13 protein-coding genes and 1 pseudogene are annotated in these 16,129 nt (G+C 64.9%); 5 read left to right on the top strand and 9 right to left on the bottom strand.

Annotated features, from left to right (window positions below; genetic code table 11):
* Positions 1-167: 167 nt before the first annotated feature.
* On the bottom strand, positions 168-554 hold the full coding sequence (locus ACLKOZ_RS06915) for a winged helix-turn-helix transcriptional regulator (protein ID WP_436473830.1): 387 nt from the start codon (positions 552-554) through the stop codon (positions 168-170).
* An 82-nt stretch (positions 555-636) separates the two neighbouring features.
* On the opposite strand from ACLKOZ_RS06915, the gene ACLKOZ_RS06910 reads away from it, so the two are divergent.
* Positions 637-1,038: a nuclear transport factor 2 family protein gene (locus ACLKOZ_RS06910; RefSeq protein WP_436473828.1), complete on the top strand. Its 402-nt coding sequence runs from the start codon at positions 637-639 to the stop codon at positions 1,036-1,038.
* 40 nt (positions 1,039-1,078) lie between these two features.
* Here the strand turns inward: ACLKOZ_RS06910 and ACLKOZ_RS06905 are convergent, their stop codons facing one another.
* Positions 1,079-1,312 carry a hypothetical protein gene (locus ACLKOZ_RS06905; protein ID WP_436473826.1) on the bottom strand — a complete coding sequence of 78 codons (234 nt, stop codon included), beginning with the start codon at positions 1,310-1,312 and terminating at the stop codon, positions 1,079-1,081.
* 207 nt (positions 1,313-1,519) lie between these two features.
* On the opposite strand from ACLKOZ_RS06905, the gene ACLKOZ_RS06900 reads away from it, so the two are divergent.
* Both ACLKOZ_RS06900 and ACLKOZ_RS06895 read left to right on the top strand, forming a co-directional pair.
* Positions 1,520-2,548, top strand: a complete 1,029-nt coding sequence (locus tag ACLKOZ_RS06900; protein ID WP_436473824.1) for an NADPH:quinone reductase — start codon at positions 1,520-1,522, stop codon at positions 2,546-2,548.
* 176 nt (positions 2,549-2,724) lie between these two features.
* Positions 2,725-3,041: pseudogene (locus ACLKOZ_RS06895) on the top strand (transposase); the annotation flags it as partial.
* Positions 3,042-3,293: 252 nt separating this feature from the next.
* Here ACLKOZ_RS06895 and ACLKOZ_RS06890 read toward each other — a convergent pair.
* Positions 3,294-3,806 carry a CGNR zinc finger domain-containing protein gene (locus ACLKOZ_RS06890; protein ID WP_436473822.1) on the bottom strand — a complete coding sequence of 171 codons (513 nt, stop codon included), beginning with the start codon at positions 3,804-3,806 and terminating at the stop codon, positions 3,294-3,296.
* A gap of 47 nt (positions 3,807-3,853) precedes the next feature.
* On the opposite strand from ACLKOZ_RS06890, the gene ACLKOZ_RS06885 reads away from it, so the two are divergent.
* The gene (locus tag ACLKOZ_RS06885; protein ID WP_436473820.1) at positions 3,854-4,789 is read left to right on the top strand and encodes an AEC family transporter; all 936 of its coding nucleotides are present in this window, start codon (positions 3,854-3,856) and stop codon (positions 4,787-4,789) included.
* Between the two features lie 505 nt (positions 4,790-5,294).
* On the opposite strand, the gene ACLKOZ_RS06880 is transcribed toward ACLKOZ_RS06885, so the two are convergent.
* Genes ACLKOZ_RS06880 through leuS form a run of 4 tightly spaced genes read right to left on the bottom strand, consistent with a single transcriptional unit; the run spans position 5,295 to position 10,963 of the window.
* Positions 5,295-6,362, bottom strand: coding sequence for a hypothetical protein (locus ACLKOZ_RS06880; RefSeq protein ID WP_436473818.1), 1,068 nt, complete (start codon positions 6,360-6,362; stop codon positions 5,295-5,297).
* A gap of 24 nt (positions 6,363-6,386) precedes the next feature.
* A complete protein-coding gene (locus tag ACLKOZ_RS06875) occupies positions 6,387-7,316 on the bottom strand; it encodes a helix-hairpin-helix domain-containing protein (protein WP_436473816.1) in 930 nt (309 codons plus the stop codon).
* Between the two features lie 49 nt (positions 7,317-7,365).
* Positions 7,366-8,373, bottom strand: a complete 1,008-nt coding sequence (locus ACLKOZ_RS06870; protein WP_436473814.1) for a DegV family protein — start codon at positions 8,371-8,373, stop codon at positions 7,366-7,368.
* Between the two features lie 58 nt (positions 8,374-8,431).
* Positions 8,432-10,963: a leucine--tRNA ligase gene (gene leuS / locus ACLKOZ_RS06865; RefSeq protein ID WP_436473812.1), complete on the bottom strand. Its 2,532-nt coding sequence runs from the start codon at positions 10,961-10,963 to the stop codon at positions 8,432-8,434.
* 289 nt (positions 10,964-11,252) lie between these two features.
* Here leuS and ACLKOZ_RS06860 point away from each other — a divergent pair, with 289 nt between their 5' ends.
* Positions 11,253-13,607 (top strand): PEP/pyruvate-binding domain-containing protein, encoded by a 2,355-nt coding sequence (locus ACLKOZ_RS06860; RefSeq protein WP_436473810.1) that lies wholly within the window; start codon positions 11,253-11,255, stop codon positions 13,605-13,607.
* A 178-nt stretch (positions 13,608-13,785) separates the two neighbouring features.
* On the opposite strand, the gene glpK is transcribed toward ACLKOZ_RS06860, so the two are convergent.
* Together glpK and ACLKOZ_RS06850 are read right to left on the bottom strand one after the other, a co-directional pair.
* Positions 13,786-15,300: a glycerol kinase GlpK gene (gene glpK / locus ACLKOZ_RS06855; protein WP_436473808.1), complete on the bottom strand. Its 1,515-nt coding sequence runs from the start codon at positions 15,298-15,300 to the stop codon at positions 13,786-13,788.
* Positions 15,301-15,341: 41 nt separating this feature from the next.
* Positions 15,342-16,091 (bottom strand): MIP/aquaporin family protein, encoded by a 750-nt coding sequence (locus tag ACLKOZ_RS06850; protein ID WP_436473807.1) that lies wholly within the window; start codon positions 16,089-16,091, stop codon positions 15,342-15,344.
* Between the last annotated feature and the right edge of the window lie 38 nt (positions 16,092-16,129).

Below are 16,129 nucleotides of genomic sequence, written 5' to 3'. Positions count from 1 at the left end.
ACTCGTGGCAGCCGTCATCGTGTGGGCAATACTCCGCCAGCGACCCTCGCAACGACCACAGGCATGACCATCACGGTACCCACGGAGAAAACCGCACTCTGGCACGCAGTACAGCTAGCGAATCACTACAGGAAACGGCAGCAACGAGAATATCCGCGACTGTAGTACTAGTAGCCCAAGGCCCTTGGGGCGGTGCGGCGGTCATAGGAATCCCGGGCTGACAGCACGTCTTTGATGTGTTGTTCGGCCCAGCGGCCCAGCGCCGTCAACGGTTCACGCAGCGTTTGGCCCAGAGAGGTCAGTTCATACTCAACGCGTGGGGGCATTTCGTCATAGGCCGTCCGCTCTACGATCCCATCGCGCTCCAGATCCCGCAGGGTATCGGCCAGGACCTTGCCGCTGATGCCGTCCACGGCATCACGCAATTCGCCGAACCTCAGCGGACCGCCACTGAGGGCGATGATGATCATGGCAGTCCACTTGTTGGCGATTTTCGCCAGGGAAGTCCGCGAGGGGCAGGTGGCCACCATGACGTTCCAGTCGGGTGCGTTCATGAATCTGGCTCCTTAGTTACGTTGATGTAACAGGTTACCGAATGTAACCATGAGCTTCGTAACCCAAATCAAGGAGAGCAAAATGACTGATCAGACACCCGTTGCCGTAGCCGGATCCTACTTCGACGCCCTCGGCCGGGGTGATGTTCCCTCGGCAATGGCATTGTTCAGCCCCGACGTCGTTTGGCACCAGCCGGGCTCGAACCGTTTCTCCGGTGATCACAAGGGAATCGACGGTGTGGGCGCGCTGCTTGGCGGGATGATGGAGACGAGCCAGGGAACCTTCGAGCTTGCCGTCACCGGGCCCGCGATGGCGAACGGCGAATTCGTCGCTGTGCCGGTGCAGTTCTCCGGCAAGCGCGCGGATGCATCGATGGACATGTCCGGCGTCGATCTCCTCACGATCCGTGATGGGAAGATCGTGGAGGTCAGGCTCTTCTCGGCGGACGGCCAAGCGGAAGACGCCTTTTGGGGCCAGCCCTAGTACCGCGATGACGGGCGGCTGGCCGCCCGCCTGCCGCCCGTCAGCTTGCGGCCATCGCCGAATCGAAGAAGGCACTTTCCAGGCGGACAGCTTCCTTGAACGTGGCCGCCACGCGTGCGCGGATCACCGCGTCGGACGTCCGGCCCGTTGTACGCGAGGCTGATGTTGCTGGTAGTGACGACGACGCGCCGCGAGCCCCTTCAGGATCTGCGGTCGCGACGGTGGCAGAGAGCCCGGGGAGCAGGTTCTCGAGGTGGTGCCGGGCGGCTGTCATGTCAGCTGGCAGGAGCCCGGCGATCCGTGAGCAAACGCAAAAGGGTGAGAAGAAGCTGTCAAGCAAGGGAGACGAGGTCAAAGGCAGAGGGGCCAACCGGACACCAGGGCGCGATCCATGCCAAAGACCTCCAGAAGTGGGCCGCCGTTCTTCGGTAGGTTGTTTCGGTAAGGCAAGCCACAGGCAAACCAACTCATTGGAGAAGATATGAAAGCGATTGTGCACGAAGTGACAGGTATGTCCTCAGTGCTGAAGCTTCAGGACAAGCCGCTGGCTGATCCCGGCGCGGGTGAGGTCCGGGTCCGGGTGGTCGTCTCCGGGGTGAACCCCACTGATTGGAAGTCTCGGGCAGGCGGAGGAGGAAGCACCATGCTGGAAGCGCCGAAGGTCCCTAACCAGGATGGCGCGGGCGTGATCGACGCGATCGGCTCCGGAGTGACAGGATTCAGCATCGGAGACCGCGTCTGGCTCTGGGACGTTGCCTGGGGCAGCAACGAGGGCACGGCACAGGAGTATGCGGTTGTACCGGTGGCCAAGGCAGTCGCGCTTCCGGATGCTGAATCTTTCGACACAGGCGCGTCCATCGGCATACCCGCCTTAACTGCGCACCGGGCGCTGACCTCGAACGAGGACGGCCCTGTCAGGCTCTCCCCGGGGGCCCTGGCGGGACGAACGGTACTGGTCACCGGCGGCGCAGGGTCGGTGGGACATGCTGCCATTCAGCTCGCAGACTGGGCCGGAGCAACTGTCATCACCACCGTCAGCGGAGAACGGAAAGCTGAACTCGCACGCCTGGCCGGAGCCCATGCCGTCATCAACTACCGCACCGATGACGTCGTGACTGCCGTCCGTCAGGCGGCCCCCGGCGGTGTGGACACCATCGTCGATGTCAACGCTCCAGCCAATATCGTCTCCGACGTGCAGGTGCTCAAGCCAAGCGGAACCATCGCGATTTACGCGGTGAATCCTGGAGAATCGTTGACGGTTCCCGTCCGTGAAAGCATGACGAAGAACGTCCGGTACCAGTTCATCCTCACCTACACGGTCACCGATGAGCAGAAACAGCACGCCGTGGCCGCCGTCTCTGAGGCGCTGAAGGCCGGTGCGTTGCGCGTTGGCGAAGAATATGGCCTGCCGCTTACCCGTTTCCCGCTCGAAGCGACCGCCGCGGCACATGACGCCGTGGAGCAGGGCACCATCGGGAAGGTGCTCATCGACATCGCACCATCATTCTGACCCATGGCCTCCAGACCCGCCGGACCGGGGCAAGTCAGCATCCAACCACGCCGACACACACCACGTAGCCGTCATCAACGAGCATGGCACGCCACTCGCGGACAGGGAGTTCCTGGCCGTGGGATCCGGTTACCGGAAGATACCTACGCTCCGATGCTCTGCGACCTGCCAGGTGTCGGAACGGAACTAGCCAGCTCCTAGTCACCGTCGGAGACAACCCGGACCGCCTCGGAAACGAGGCTCAGTTCGCTGCCCTCGTCGGGGTCGCACCCACACCCGGCGTCCTCGGGCAAAACCACCCGTCACCGGCTCAGCAGTGGCTGCGACCGCAACGCCAACCATGCCCTGTATCAGATCGTCCTTGGTCCGTATGGCCTCGTGCCAACGGTCCAAGGACGACGTAGCCAGACGCACCGCGGAGGGCAAGAGCAATCGGGAAATAATGCGCTGTCTCAAACGGTACGGGGCCCGGGAAATCTATCGCCAAATCACTAACCCCGACCAGCCCCAGACAACACTGATCTTCGCAAGATGCGCACCAAACTCGGTTGCACCATCACGACCGCTGCCCGCGAACTTGGCCACCGGCCCTCCAAGATTTCTCTCCCGGAACGGGGCCTCCTCCGAAACGACGCCCTCGCCGCAACCTACCGCCAATGGCTGACGCAGCAAACAACCAGCATCACAAATCAATGCCCATTAACAGTTCCTGACCACACAGTCCAGCGCGGGAGCAGGCCCCAGGTCAGACTTCGGCTTTTGGTGCTGCTTTGCGGTGGCGTTGGACGGCATCGTTGTTCCCGCACCGCGCCGAGCAGTAGGACCTAAGCCCGTTACGGCTGGTGTCCAAGAAAGCGGTCCCACAGCCGATCCGTGCACAGACCCCGAGCCGGCCCCCATCAGATTCAACGGCGAAGATCGCGAGGCCGCCCGCGGTCACCGCTTTCACGCGTGCGACGACATCATCATCGTCCGAGGCGAAATGCAGATGCGGTCGCAGCTGGTCATGAGTAGTCAGATAGGCACGGGCCGTCCCGGCCTCAAGCAACCCGTTAATCGCCCTGCAGCGGGTGTCGATGTCGACGTCCTCAAACGCGGAACGTAATCGCACAGCCCAGTCCCGGAGCTGCCCGGAGGATGAAACGGTCAGGGCAGCTCTGCGGATCTGATGCTCTCGGAGGGTTTTTTGGGCGGCATCGACTGTCCACCGGGTGCCTGCGAGGTTGACGAGATCGACTGCAAGTAGCGACCCGGTCATATTGTCATGGTTGAACTGCACTAACCCATTGCATCATAGTTTCGGTTGTGAACGTCGTAACCACAGCAATCGTCCCCATCGTGCTTATCCTCGCCGCAGGTGTTCTGCTGCGTCGCCGGCTTCTTACGGAGCCAGGCTTTTGGCGTGGCCTGGAATGGATGAGCTACAGGGTGTTCACACCTGCGCTGTTCATCACCTCGATTGCGAACACGGACCTGGCTGTCCTTCCGATCGGGCCTTTGCTGTTGAGTTTGGCCGCCCCGATAGTTCTCGTCGCCGGATTGGTCGTTGCCCTTCGGCGGCCGCTGCGCGCCAACGGGCCCCAACTCACTTCCCTGGTGCAGGGCTCAATCCGCATCAACACCTACATTGGCCTGATCTTTGCGACCACGTTGCACGGACACGAAGGCGTAGCTACCTTCGCCCTGGCCAGCGCCATCGTTGTTCCACTGGTAAACGTCATCTGCGTCAGCGCCCTGGCGGCCTACGGGGAGAAGTCCTCATCTCTGCGCCACATCCCAGTCTGGCGGGAGTTCCTTGAGAACCCACTGATCCAGGGATGCGTCATCGGGCTGACACTGAACCTCGTCGGCCTGCCCTTGCCGGACTTCATTGCGGCGACCCTCTCAATGCTCGCCGCCCCAGCCCTGGCCTGCGGGACTCTCATTGCCGGCGCTGCACTTCACTTCACTCTCCGCAAACGTGATGTTCTCGACATCGGCGTGTCCACGATCCTGAAACTCATCGTCCTGCCGGCGGCCGCCGCCGCTATCGCGATCCCACTCGGCGCAACCGGCGCGACACTGACTTGCATCGTGCTGATCTGCGCCGTTCCAACAGCCCCGTCCGCCTACGTCCTGGCATCCAGAATGGGCGGCGATACCCGGCTCATGGCCTCCATCACCGGAACACAGACCATCCTCGCGGTGGTCACTTTGCCGGTCGTCCTACTGCTCGTCAATCACATTGTTGGTAATGGTTGAACCGCACTAAATCATTACTTGGCGCGGCCGGCTGTTGGGTCGGCCCTCCGGAAGACCCGGCCGCCGTCAGAGCCGTCGCAGCAACACTCCGTGACTTCCCGGTCTCGGACAGCCAGTAGACCACACAGCGGCCAGCGGGCCTGGGTACCAGCGAAGCTCATGGGATTGGGGAACGGGTTATGCCCAGTGGTGCGGTTTCAACTGATGGATTCTTGTTCGGCCAAAGTGGACGGCACCATAACCCCCGTGCCACTTCACGATGCGCACTTTGGGGATTTTCTCTGCCCCAGGGAGCTTCAAGGGAGTCTTGGTCCGACCGGCTCGATGTCAGTCGCTGAGGAGCTGTGGGTTCATGCAACAGCATCCTGCGCCCACGTTGGGCTCCTCTCCCCCAGGTTCGACTCTCAAGGCCGCGGCCCGATACTGGTCAATTCAAGTTCGCGGCCGATTGAAGAAGTCTCATAGGCGCATCGAGTACCTCAAATTGAACATTGGTGGTCACAAACTATTTGCCGGAGATGGGTAGCGCAAATGGCTTTGACCTGCGGGAACGAGCGAAATTGCCCCGATTCTTGACCCATATAAAATTGCAAATCTTCGTGCCGCTGACGGCGGTCAGATGGGTCATGCCCACCGACTGCATGGCGCCATTCAGCCCTTCATCCAGGGCGCTGGTGTCCCCGGTGACCATGCCGGGCAGGAGACCGGCGGGGTCGTGATCAAGGAACGAGGCGGCGGAGAGATAGCGGCTGCGCAGTTGGCCCGGGCCCTCCTGCCAGCCCAAGGGGCCTCCCGCCAGCAAGCCCGGAGCCGATGAGGCCGCCAGGATACCGGCCTCGGTCTGCCCCGGATCTGCGGGCTTGAGTTTTCCGGTGGTGCGGAGGCGTTGACCGGCGGCCACGGCGCCCCAGTCGCTTCCGCCCATGACCACGATGTCCGCGTGAGTCCGAAGCAGCTGGCCACCGGTGGTGACTTCGACCGTCGCGGCCGGTACGGCCCACCGCCCTGTGGTGCCGCTCTGTCCCACGGGCGAAACGGCTCGAGGCGGTCCCGTGACCTCCAGGACAGCCACCACAGATTCGCCGTCCCGCACGGCATCGGCGAAGGGACCGTCGTTGCGCTGCGAGGACGAGACCGCCGAATGCGCGGCGGTGGACACAGCCAGGAGCACGGCAAGGGCGGCAGTGACCAGGAAGCTGCGGGGAACGGCACTCCGCACGGCCTTGCCAAGGAGAAGGCCCGCGAGAACCAGTAGTCCACAGCAGAGGCCTAGAAGGGCGTCCGGCGTCAGCCAGACACCTGCGATAGCGGCACCCCAAACCAGCAGGGCAGCCGGAGCAAGACGGACGTCCGTGCGCCGCCTCGGCCCGTCTACAGCCGGAGTCTTGGGCTTCCCACGGACCTTCTCCGCAACCGCCCGGCGGACCGTTTCCCGTATAGGCCTCCCCTGCACTTTCGTGCCGGTCCTGAAGGGTTCCTCTGCCGGCTGGGTGCGGTGTGCGGTGGATTCGACAGCATCAGGCGTCCGGACTGCCGACTCCACAAACCGGTTCCACCGGCTGGGGCTACCCACGGCGGCCTGTTCCTGCTGGACACATCACTCCACGCTCACCAAAGGAAGCAGCGTTTCGAGCATTTTCGGTCCCACGCCGTCCACCGCATCGAGCTCCTCGACTGACGTGAACGGGCCGTGCTCCTTACGCCAATCCACTATCCGCTGGGCCAGCACGGGGCCTACTTTGGGCAGGGTCCCCAGCTCTTCAAGACCAGCGGAGTTGAGATTGGTCTTGCCCCCCACGGAACGTGACGCAGCACCGCCGGCAGCCGGGCCGCCCTCCTCCCCCGAAACGGCACCCGCGGAGTCGGCCGGGAGGGGTTCACCCTGCCGCGGCACATAGATCTTCTGCCCGTCCAGGACGACAGCTGCCAGGTTGAGCCGGTCAAGGTCTGCCCCAGGGGTGCCTCCGCCAGCGGCAATGAGGGCATCATTGACGCGGCTTCCCGGCGACAGTTCCACGACGCCCGGCCGGGCAACCGCTCCCGCCACATGCAGCACGGCAGGACCGGCACTCACGGGCTGCGAAGGCTCCGCAACTGTTCCCGCGGTCTGACCACCCTCCATGTCGGGGCTGGCCGACACCGAGCTTCCGGACGACGCCGCCTCACTGAGTGGCAGCACTTCGGGACGGCCGGCGGAAACCTGCCACCAGAACCAGGCACCACACAGGACAGCCACAGCTCCCACAAGCAGGGCGGATTTCAGTCCAAGCCGCCACCTCAGGACCGGCCCCCTGCGCACGGGGACCGACGGCGTGCTTGCGCGGATGGCGGGCGCGTGATCGGAGGACGCTCCCCCTCCGAAGCCTTCGGCCGACTGGGAAGACTCCCCCTGGCCGGAGCTGCCGTAGACAAAGGCCTCCTCACCGCCGGGCAACAGCCCGGCGGAGGAAGATCCGAGTGTGGCCTGCAAACGGCTTCCGGCATGGCGCGCCCCAGGACTGGCGGCTCCAGCTTCACGGCGTGACATATCCCCCACGCTAGGGAAGTCCGCCGGAACGGGACAGCGCCGGCAGCAGCTATGTGGAAAGTCCGGGGACGTCGTCGGCCAGCCCCGGGGAGTAGCCCTCCCCCACGATCACAGCCAGAACGCCCAGGCCGGCATGGGCGGCCAGCACCGCAGGAAGCGAACTGATCTGGGCGCGCGGGCAGTGAGGCAGCGCGGCGGCCAGCCTGTCGGCAAGCGCCTCAGCCTCGGCAGGATTTCCAAAGTGGTGGACGGCGAGGCTGACGCGGCCGGGAGGCCGGGAAGCTGCATCCTCGGCAGCGATCTCCTCCAACCGGGCGACCGCACGTGCGGCGGAACGGACCTTTTCCAGCGGAACGATCTTGCCGCCGTCGACCGCGAGGATGGGTTTGATGGCCAGCATGGTTCCCACCAGGGACGCGGCCGCCCCGATCCTGCCGCCCCGGCGGAGCTGCTCCAAACTGGGGACATAAAAATACACCTTGGTCCGGCCGAGCTGTTCCTGTGCGACGGCCGCCACGGCGGCTGCGTCGCCGCCCGCCGCAGCTGCGACCACAGCGGCCTGCACGCCCAGGCCAAGCGCCATTCCGACTGTCCCGGAATCGACAATTTCGACAGGGATGTCCACCCGGCTGGCCGCGAGCCGGGCCGCATCTGCGGTCCCGGACAAACCGCCGGAAATGTGGATCGAAACAACGGCTTCGTAGCCCCGCCGTCCGGCGGCACGGAACGCCTGTTCGAACTGCCCGGGTGACGGACGGGAAGTCTTGACGGATTTGCCGCTGGCGAGTGCCAGTGCAATGGTTTCGGTGATGTCGTCTTCGCCCTCGCCGTAGATTTCCTCGCCCACCATCACGGGCATGGGAATCACAGTCAGGCGCCCGTCGCCGGCGAAGGCTGCGACCCAGTCGGCTGGCAGCGTGGCTGCGGAATCGGTGACCACGGCAGTGCGGACGACGTCGGCCGGGCCGGCACCCGCTGCCCCCGGACGGGGCACGGGCCGGAAGGCCGCCAGACGGTCCCGGAGCCAAAGCCAGGCAGCGGAATCACGGTCGGGCAAGTGCGCCTCCTGGAATTTTTTGCCGGCCGCCGGAAGGATCCGGCGGCCGGTGACCCGGCTAAGCCGGGACGATGTTCACCAGTTTAGGGGCACGCACGATGACTGTGCGGATACCCCGCCCGTCGAGGGCGCGCTGAACGTTTTCCGACGCGAGGGCCAGTTCACGCAGCTCGTCTTCACTGATCTCCGGGGAGACCTCGAGACGGTCGCGGACCTTGCCCTGGACCTGGACGACAGCGGTGACGGTTTCCTGCACCAGGAGCGCTTCGTCGTGGGTTGGCCAGCCGGCGTTCGCCACGGAGGCAGGGTGGCCCAGGACGTTCCACATGTCCTCCGCGGTGTACGGCGCGAAGAGACTGAGGATAACGGCAACGGCCTCCGCGGCTTCGCGCACTGCAGGATCGGAACCACCGGCGCCGCCAGCCGCATCAATGGTCTTGCGGGTCGCGTTGACCAGCTCCATCAGTTTGGCCACCACCACGTTGAACTTGTTGCTGTCCAACAGGGCCGCGGCGTCGGCAATCGTGCGGTGGGTCACCGAACGCAGCGCCCGGTCGCCGGAGGCGGCGTCGGTGCCGGGGGTGCTGGTGACGTCCTGCGCCAGCCGCCAGGCGCGGGCCAGGAACTTCGCAGAGCCCGATGGCGAAACATCCGCCCAGTCGACGTCGTCCTCCGGAGGGGAAGCGAAGATCATGGTGAGCCGGACGGCGTCCACACCGTACTTATCCAGCTGCTCACCAAGGTCAACGCCATTGCCGAGGGACTTGCTCATGGCCTTGCCGCCGTTGAGGACCTGGCCCTGGTTCAGCAGGGCGCTGAACGGTTCGTCGGCGTCGATCATGCCGAGGTCGTGGATGACCTTGGTGAAGAACCGGGCGTAGAGCAGGTGCAGGATGGCGTGCTCCACGCCGCCGACGTACTGGCCAACTGGCATCCAGTCGTTGATCTTCGCGGGGTCGAAGGGGCCGTCCGTGTATTCCGGGGAGACAAACCGCAGGAAGTACCACGACGAATCCACAAACGTATCCATGGTGTCGGTGTCCCGCTTTGCCGGTCCGTGGCAGTTGGGGCATTCAACATTGACCCAGGCCTCGGCGGCAGCCAGCGGCGACGTCCCCTTCGGCGAAAGGTCCTCGCCACGGAGATCTGCCGGGAGGGTGACGGGCAACTGCTCATCCGGTACCGCAACCTCACCGCAGGCGGGGCAGTGAATGATGGGGATGGGCGTGCCCCAGAACCGCTGCCGGCTCAACAGCCAGTCACGCAGCCGGAAGTTGACGAACTTCTCGCCGGTGCCCTGCTTTTCAAGGATGCCAATGGCGGCGGGGATGGCCTCAGCCTTTGGCAGGCCATCGAGGACGCCTGAGTTGATCAGGGTGCCCTCCCCCGCAGTTGCCTTACCGGAAGCCGCCGGGTCCTCCTCGCCGGTGTCCAGCACGGCGCGGACGGGCAGGTCGAAGGTCTTGGCGAAGTCAAGGTCACGCTGGTCGTGGGCCGGGACAGCCATGATGGCTCCGGTACCGTAGTCGGCCAGCACGTAGTCTGCGGCCCAGACGGGCAGCTTCTCGCCGTTCAGCGGGTTGACGGCGTACCGGCCGGTAAAGACACCGGTTTTTTCGCGCTCGGTGGACTGGCGTTCGATCTCCGTGAGGGCTTTGACCTGCTCGCGGTACGCGTCCAGGGCGGCGGCATGCTCTTCCGTGACCAGCTCGACGGCGAGCGGCGCGTCAGCGGCGACCACGAAGAACGTGGCGCCGTAAAGGGTGTCGGGGCGGGTGGTGAAGACCGTGACGTCCTTGGCGGGCTTGCCGCCGTCGGCCTCGATCACAAAGTTGACGTGGGCACCTTCGGAACGGCCGATCCAGTTCTTCTGCATGGCCAGCACGCGCTCGGGCCAGTGGCCCCGCAGCTCCTCCATGTCGTCGAGGAGCCGGTCGGCGTACTCGGTGATCTTGAAATACCACTGGTTCAGGGACTTCTTGGTGACCGCGGTGCCGCAGCGTTCGCAGGCCCCGTTGACCACCTGTTCGTTCGCCAGGACGGTCTGGTCCTTAGGGCACCAGTTGACCGGGGAATCCTTGCGGTAGGCCAGGCCACGCTCATAGAAGCGCTTGAACAGCCACTGGGTCCAGCGGTAATACTCCGGGTCGGAAGTGTGCAGCCGCCGTGACCAGTCCGCGGAGATCGCGTACCGCTTGAACGACGCGGCCTGCGTTTCGATATTGGCGTAGGTCCACTCGCTGGGGTGGGCGTTGCGTTTGATGGCGGCGTTCTCCGCCGGCAGGCCGAAGGAGTCCCAACCGATCGGGTGCAGGACATCGAACCCCTGCTGGCGCAGGTACCGTGCCACGACGTCGCCCATGGCAAACGCTTCGGCGTGGCCCATGTGGAGGTCGCCCGATGGGTACGGAAACATGTCCAGGACATAGCGGCGCTCGCGGGATCCGTCATCGGCCGGGGTGAAGACCTTGAGGTCTTGCCATACCTGCGGCCATTTGGCCTCCATGGCCGCGAAGCTGTAGGTGCCCTCCTCAGGCCCCTCAGCTGCCACTGCTGGTGTTCCGGTCTCTGTCTCCGGCTGAACGCTCACTGCTGCCCTCTTCTGTTCTGTTACGGCATCTGTGCGGCCGTAACTTCTCTGATCCCTTCTGCTGCCGGCCCGGCAAACCTGCCCGGACACACAAAAGCCCCTCTCCATGGAGGGGCTGCCGCGCGGCGATCCGGTTGACTCCGGATACCGGGCGGCTAGCTAAGCAGAAGGATCGCACGCATAGAACTACTTTAGCGCACCGCGAAGGGACGCTGCGGTGACCCGTGCCTACCCGTTGCCGCCGGGCATGAATAGACTGAAATCCGCTGTGCAACAAAGGACGGGACCGGTGACCCTGGTGAGTGAAAACATCCTGTTTCCCCCCCTCGGCCACCCCGCCGCGCTGGCCCGGGAGACCGTCGGCAGCAAGGCTGCTGCGCTTTCGGCCTTGGCGGCAGCAGGTTTCCCGGTACCGCCCGGCTTTGTGGTCACGGGCACTGCCCTTGAGGCCGGAGTATCCCAAGGAGTGACCGGAGGCCTTCAGGCGGCAGCCGCCGCTGCCGGCCCCGGCCCGTACGCAGTAAGATCCTCGGCCGCTGCGGAAGACCTGCCCGGCGCATCCTTCGCGGGCATGTATGAGAGCTACCTCAACGTGGACGCGGCAGGCCTGCCCGGGGCCGTGGAGCGCTGCTTTGAATCGGCCAGGGCTGACCGCGTCAGGGCCTACCAAGCCTCTATCAGGACTGGCGCCGGCGAGGGGCCGGACACGTACGACGGCGCCGCGGCAGGTGCCTGGGCCGGCATGGCGGTTCTCGTGCAACAGATGGTGGACCCTGTCGCCGCGGGCGTCGCCCTGACTGCCAACCCACTGACCGGAGACCGCAGCGAAACCGTCATCTCCGCGGTTCCGGGCCTCGCCGAAGGCCTGGTTTCCGGCGTGGAGACGGGCGAGGAATGGATTGTGCGCGAGGGGCGGCCCGCCCTGGCCCGGGGCGCGGCCGGTGTTCTTTCGGAGGAAAGCGCGACGGCGGTGGCCGCCACTGCGGCGCAGGTGGCCCGGCATTTTGGGCGCCCGCAGGACATTGAGTGGGCACTGGACAAAGCGGGCAAGGTCCAGGTTCTCCAGGCCCGTCCGATGACCGCCCTCCCCGATCCTGTTTCCTGGAACCCGCCCGGAAGGGGCACCTGGCTGCGGAACTTCCGCCTGGGCGAATGGCTGCCTGAGCCGGTCACTCCGCTGTTTATGGACTGGGTCATACCGCGGATCGATGCCGCCTACAACCAGGCCGTCTTCGCGTCCGCCGGCATTTCCGTGCCCATGGGGCATGGGCTGGTCAACGGCTGGTACTACGTCGCCCCGCCGAGCCCCAGGGCGCTCCCCCACCTGCTGTTCGGCGGCGAACCCCGGTCCCTGCCGTACTTCTTCAACTCCGTGGTGCGGCCCATGTTCGACCCCGCCGGGGCGGACAGGACAGTGCTGCGGGGGCTCGAAGACGAATGGCGCACCCAGTGCCTGCCCTCATACCGGGCACTTGTGGAGTCCTTGAGGGGTGTCGTGGAAACGGCTGCCCTGCCCGAGCTGATGGACATCGTGGAGCGTGTGGCGCAGAAAGCAGGAGAATATCTCTGGTTCTTTGCGGCCACCGGCGGTGCTGCCTGGAAGATGGAGATGGTACTGGCGCGGTTCTGGCGCCGGAACATTGCCGGTGCGCCCGCCAGCCGGGCAGCGGGGGCGTTGGAGGCCACCGGATACCAAACACTTCTGGGCGGCCTGGCTCCTGCCCTCCCTGCAAGCGTTCCGCACGCTGTCTACAGCCTCGACTGGTATCACCGGACCGCTGGCGAGCAGCCCGACCCGCACCCAGCGACGCCCCAGACGCCCCAGACGCCCCAGACGCCGAGTATCAACACTCCGCAGCACGTGCGTGCCCCGCCGGCAGCTGAACGGCGCCGGGCGGCTGAAGCGTCGTGCCGTGCGGTGCTGAAGCGGACACGCCAGCTGCACAGGTTTGACACCCTCCTCAGCGCGGCCCAGCACTTTGCCCTGCTCCGCGAGGAGCAGGCGAGGGACTTCACGCTTGGCTGGCCGCTGCTGCGCCAGTGTGCCACCGAAATAGGCACCCGCCTTCGGGACAGCGGAATCATCGCCGACCCCGCGGACATCTACTTCCTGACGTTCGACGCCCTGCGCCTGGACGCGCCGCCGCAGCACCAAGAAGTAGCCCGGCGCCGCAAGGAATGGGCACGGCAGCGGAAGCTATCAGCTCCGCTGCAACTGGGAAAGATGCCGCCGGTGGTGGGCAACATGTTCGACCGAATAGCCAACTCGGCACGCAGCACCAGGGACGTGCCGACAGGTGCCTTGGTGGGGCATCCGGCCAGTCCAGGGAGGGCGGAGGGCCGGGTGCGCGTGGTGGACGGTCCGGAGGGATTCTCCCGGTTCCTGCCGGGCGAGATCCTCGTGGCCAAAGCCACGGCGCCGGCGTGGACCCCCCTGTTTGCCGTGGCTGCCGCCGTCGTGACGGACGGCGGCAACCTGGCCGCGCACGCTTCCCTCGTGGCCCGCGAGTACGGCATCCCCGCCGTTGTTGGTACCGGCAACGCCACCGAGCTCCTTCGGACAGGGCAGCTGGTTACTGTCGATGGCAACGCGGGGACTGTCGAAGTGGGCAGTCTTTCAGATCAACGGGGTTCTCACGCATAGGCCAGGCTGAGCATCACGGCCTTTCAGCTGTGCATACTGCTCTGTAGCCATCCGCGCCCGCGCTGCTTCCCTGCCCGCGAAGGCCGGCTCGGGCGGGGTGTTCAAGATGACACTGGTGATGGAGGCACCATTTCCCATGGTCAGAATGTAACAGCCCGCCATGCTCACCACCGATCAACTACCTCACGTCGTCATCCACCCAGTCCATCGATTTCGTGACGGCCTTACGCCACAGGCGGAGCTGGCGGTCCTGTTCGGCCTGGTCAAGCTGGGGTTCCCAGCGCTTGTCCTCGGACCAGTTGGCCGAAAGCTCTCCGAGGTCCTTCCAGAATCCGACGGCGAGGCCTGCTGCGTAGGCCGCGCCCAGGGCGGTGGTTTCCACGACCTCGGGCCGGATTACCGGGACGCCCAGGATGTCCGCCTGAAACTGCATCAGGGCATCGTTGGCAACCATGCCGCCGTCGACCTTTAGCTCCGTGAGGGGAACGCCTGAGTCCGCGTTGACAGCGTCCAGTACCTCGCGGGTCTGGAACGCTGTTGCTTCCAGCGCTGCCCGCGCAATGTGGTTCTTGTTGACGAAGCGGGTCAGGCCCACAATGGCCCCGCGGGCGTCGGAGCGCCAGTACGGGGCGAAGAGGCCGGAGAACGCCGGGACGATGTAAACGCCGCCGTTGTCCTTGACTGACGCCGCCAGCGTCTCCACCTCGGGAGCGCTGCTGATCATGCCCAGGTTGTCCCGCAGCCACTGGATCAGGGACCCGGTGACGGCGATGGAGCCTTCCAGTGCGTAGTGCGGTGCGGCATCTCCCAGCTTGTACCCGACGGTGGTCAGGAGTCCGTTCTTGGAGTGGACGATCTCCTCCCCAGTGTTGAAGATGAGGAAGCAACCAGTGCCGTAGGTATTCTTGGCTTCGCCCGTCTGGAAGGCCGCCTGGCCGAACGTAGCCGCCTGCTGGTCCCCGAGGATGCCAGCTACCGGGACTTCCCGCAGCAACTGCGACGTGTGGACCGTGCCGTAGACCTCGGAGGAGGATTTGATCTCCGGCATCATGCTCAGCGGGACACCAAAGATCCCCAGGATCTCCTCGTCCCAGCTCAGGGTCTCGAGGTCCATAAACAGGGTGCGGGAGGCATTCGTGACGTCAGTGACGTGCACGCCGCCATCGACCCCGCCAGTCAGGTTCCACAGGACCCATGCGTCGGTGTTGCCGAAAACCAGGTCGCCGGCTTCCGCCTTGGCCCGGGCACCTTCAACGTTGTCCAGGATCCATTTGATCTTCGTGCCGGAGAAGTATGTGGCCAGGGGAAGGCCCACCTTGTGCTTGAACCGTTCCGGCCCGCCGTCCTGGGAGAGCTCGTCAACGATGCTTTGGGTCCGGGTGTCCTGCCAGACGATGGCGTTATAAACAGGCTCGCCGGTGGTCTTGTCCCACACTACGGCGGTTTCGCGCTGGTTGGTGATGCCGACGGCGGCAATGTCGTGCCGGGTCAGGTTCGCCTTGGAGAGCGCGGAGGCGATGACCTCCCGGGTGTTGTTCCAGATCTCGGCGGGGTTGTGCTCCACCCAGCCGGCCTGGGGGAAGATCTGTTCGTGCTCCATCTGGCCCGACGAGACAATATTGCCGCTGTGGTCGAAGACGATGGCCCGGGAGCTGGTGGTGCCCTGGTCAATGGCGATTACGTACTGGTTCATGATGACGTCCTTGTCTGTATACGGGGGTGTTGGCTGTACGGTCAGGCGGCGGCAGTAATGATGATCGGGGCTATCCTGGCGACAATACCGCCCAGGGCGCCACCCGCCAGGGGCCCCACTACGGGAATCCACGAGTAGGCCCAGTCGCTGGTGCCCTTTCCTTTGATGGGAAGCAAAGCGTGAGCAATCCGGGGCCCCAGGTCACGGGCCGGGTTGATGGCGTAGCCTGTGGGTCCGCCGAGGGAAACACCGATGCCCACCACGAGCAGGGCGACGGCAAGAGGTCCCAGGCCCGAGGGCGTTCCGCCGAGGGTGAGGATTACAAAAACCAGCACGAAACTGCCGATGATCTCGGTGACGAGGTTCCACGGCGTGGAGCGGATCGCCGGGCCGGTGGAGAACACGCCCAGTTTGCTGGCCGTCTCGAGGTCGGCGTCGAGGTGCTGCTTATAGGCGGCCCAGCAGACCACTGCGCCGAGGAAAGCCCCCAGCATTTCGCCGCCGAAGTACGTCAGGGTTGAAGCAAGATCAATCGGGACCTCTGGGGCATAAGGACGTTTGCCCTCAACCAGGATCCCGAGGGTGACGGCGGGATTGAGGTGTGCGCCGGACTTGGCAGCAACGAAAACACCCGCGAAAACGGCGATGCCCCACCCCCAGGTCACCATCAGGAACCCGCCGCTGTAGCCTTTGGTGCCCTTTAAGGCAACGTTGGCTACCACGCCGCAACCCAGGAGGGTGAGCATCGCAGTTCCGAAGACTTCGGAAAGGAAAACAATTCCAAGAGACATCTTTGACTCCTCTTTATCTGTTGTCGGTCCATCGCGGG

The sequence above is a fragment of the Arthrobacter sp. R4 genome (assembly GCF_051365025.1).
Lineage (GTDB): Bacteria > Actinomycetota > Actinomycetes > Actinomycetales > Micrococcaceae > Arthrobacter.
Note: the sequence above shows the minus strand (reverse complement) of the source record. Positions and strands in the feature narration are given on the sequence as shown.

Coding starts and splice junctions, on each gene's coding strand:
- ACLKOZ_RS06850 (WP_436473807.1), bottom strand. CDS start 16,091: ATGTCTCTTGGAATTGTTTTCCTTTCCGAAGTCTTCGGAACTGCGATG.
- ACLKOZ_RS06905 (WP_436473826.1), bottom strand. CDS start 1,312: ATGACAGCCGCCCGGCACCACCTCGAGAACCTGCTCCCCGGGCTCTCT.
- glpK (WP_436473808.1), bottom strand. CDS start 15,300: ATGAACCAGTACGTAATCGCCATTGACCAGGGCACCACCAGCTCCCGG.
- ACLKOZ_RS06915 (WP_436473830.1), bottom strand. CDS start 554: ATGAACGCACCCGACTGGAACGTCATGGTGGCCACCTGCCCCTCGCGG.
- ACLKOZ_RS06910 (WP_436473828.1), top strand. CDS start 637: ATGACTGATCAGACACCCGTTGCCGTAGCCGGATCCTACTTCGACGCC.
- ACLKOZ_RS06900 (WP_436473824.1), top strand. CDS start 1,520: ATGAAAGCGATTGTGCACGAAGTGACAGGTATGTCCTCAGTGCTGAAG.
- ACLKOZ_RS06875 (WP_436473816.1), bottom strand. CDS start 7,316: ATGTCACGCCGTGAAGCTGGAGCCGCCAGTCCTGGGGCGCGCCATGCC.
- ACLKOZ_RS06890 (WP_436473822.1), bottom strand. CDS start 3,806: ATGACCGGGTCGCTACTTGCAGTCGATCTCGTCAACCTCGCAGGCACC.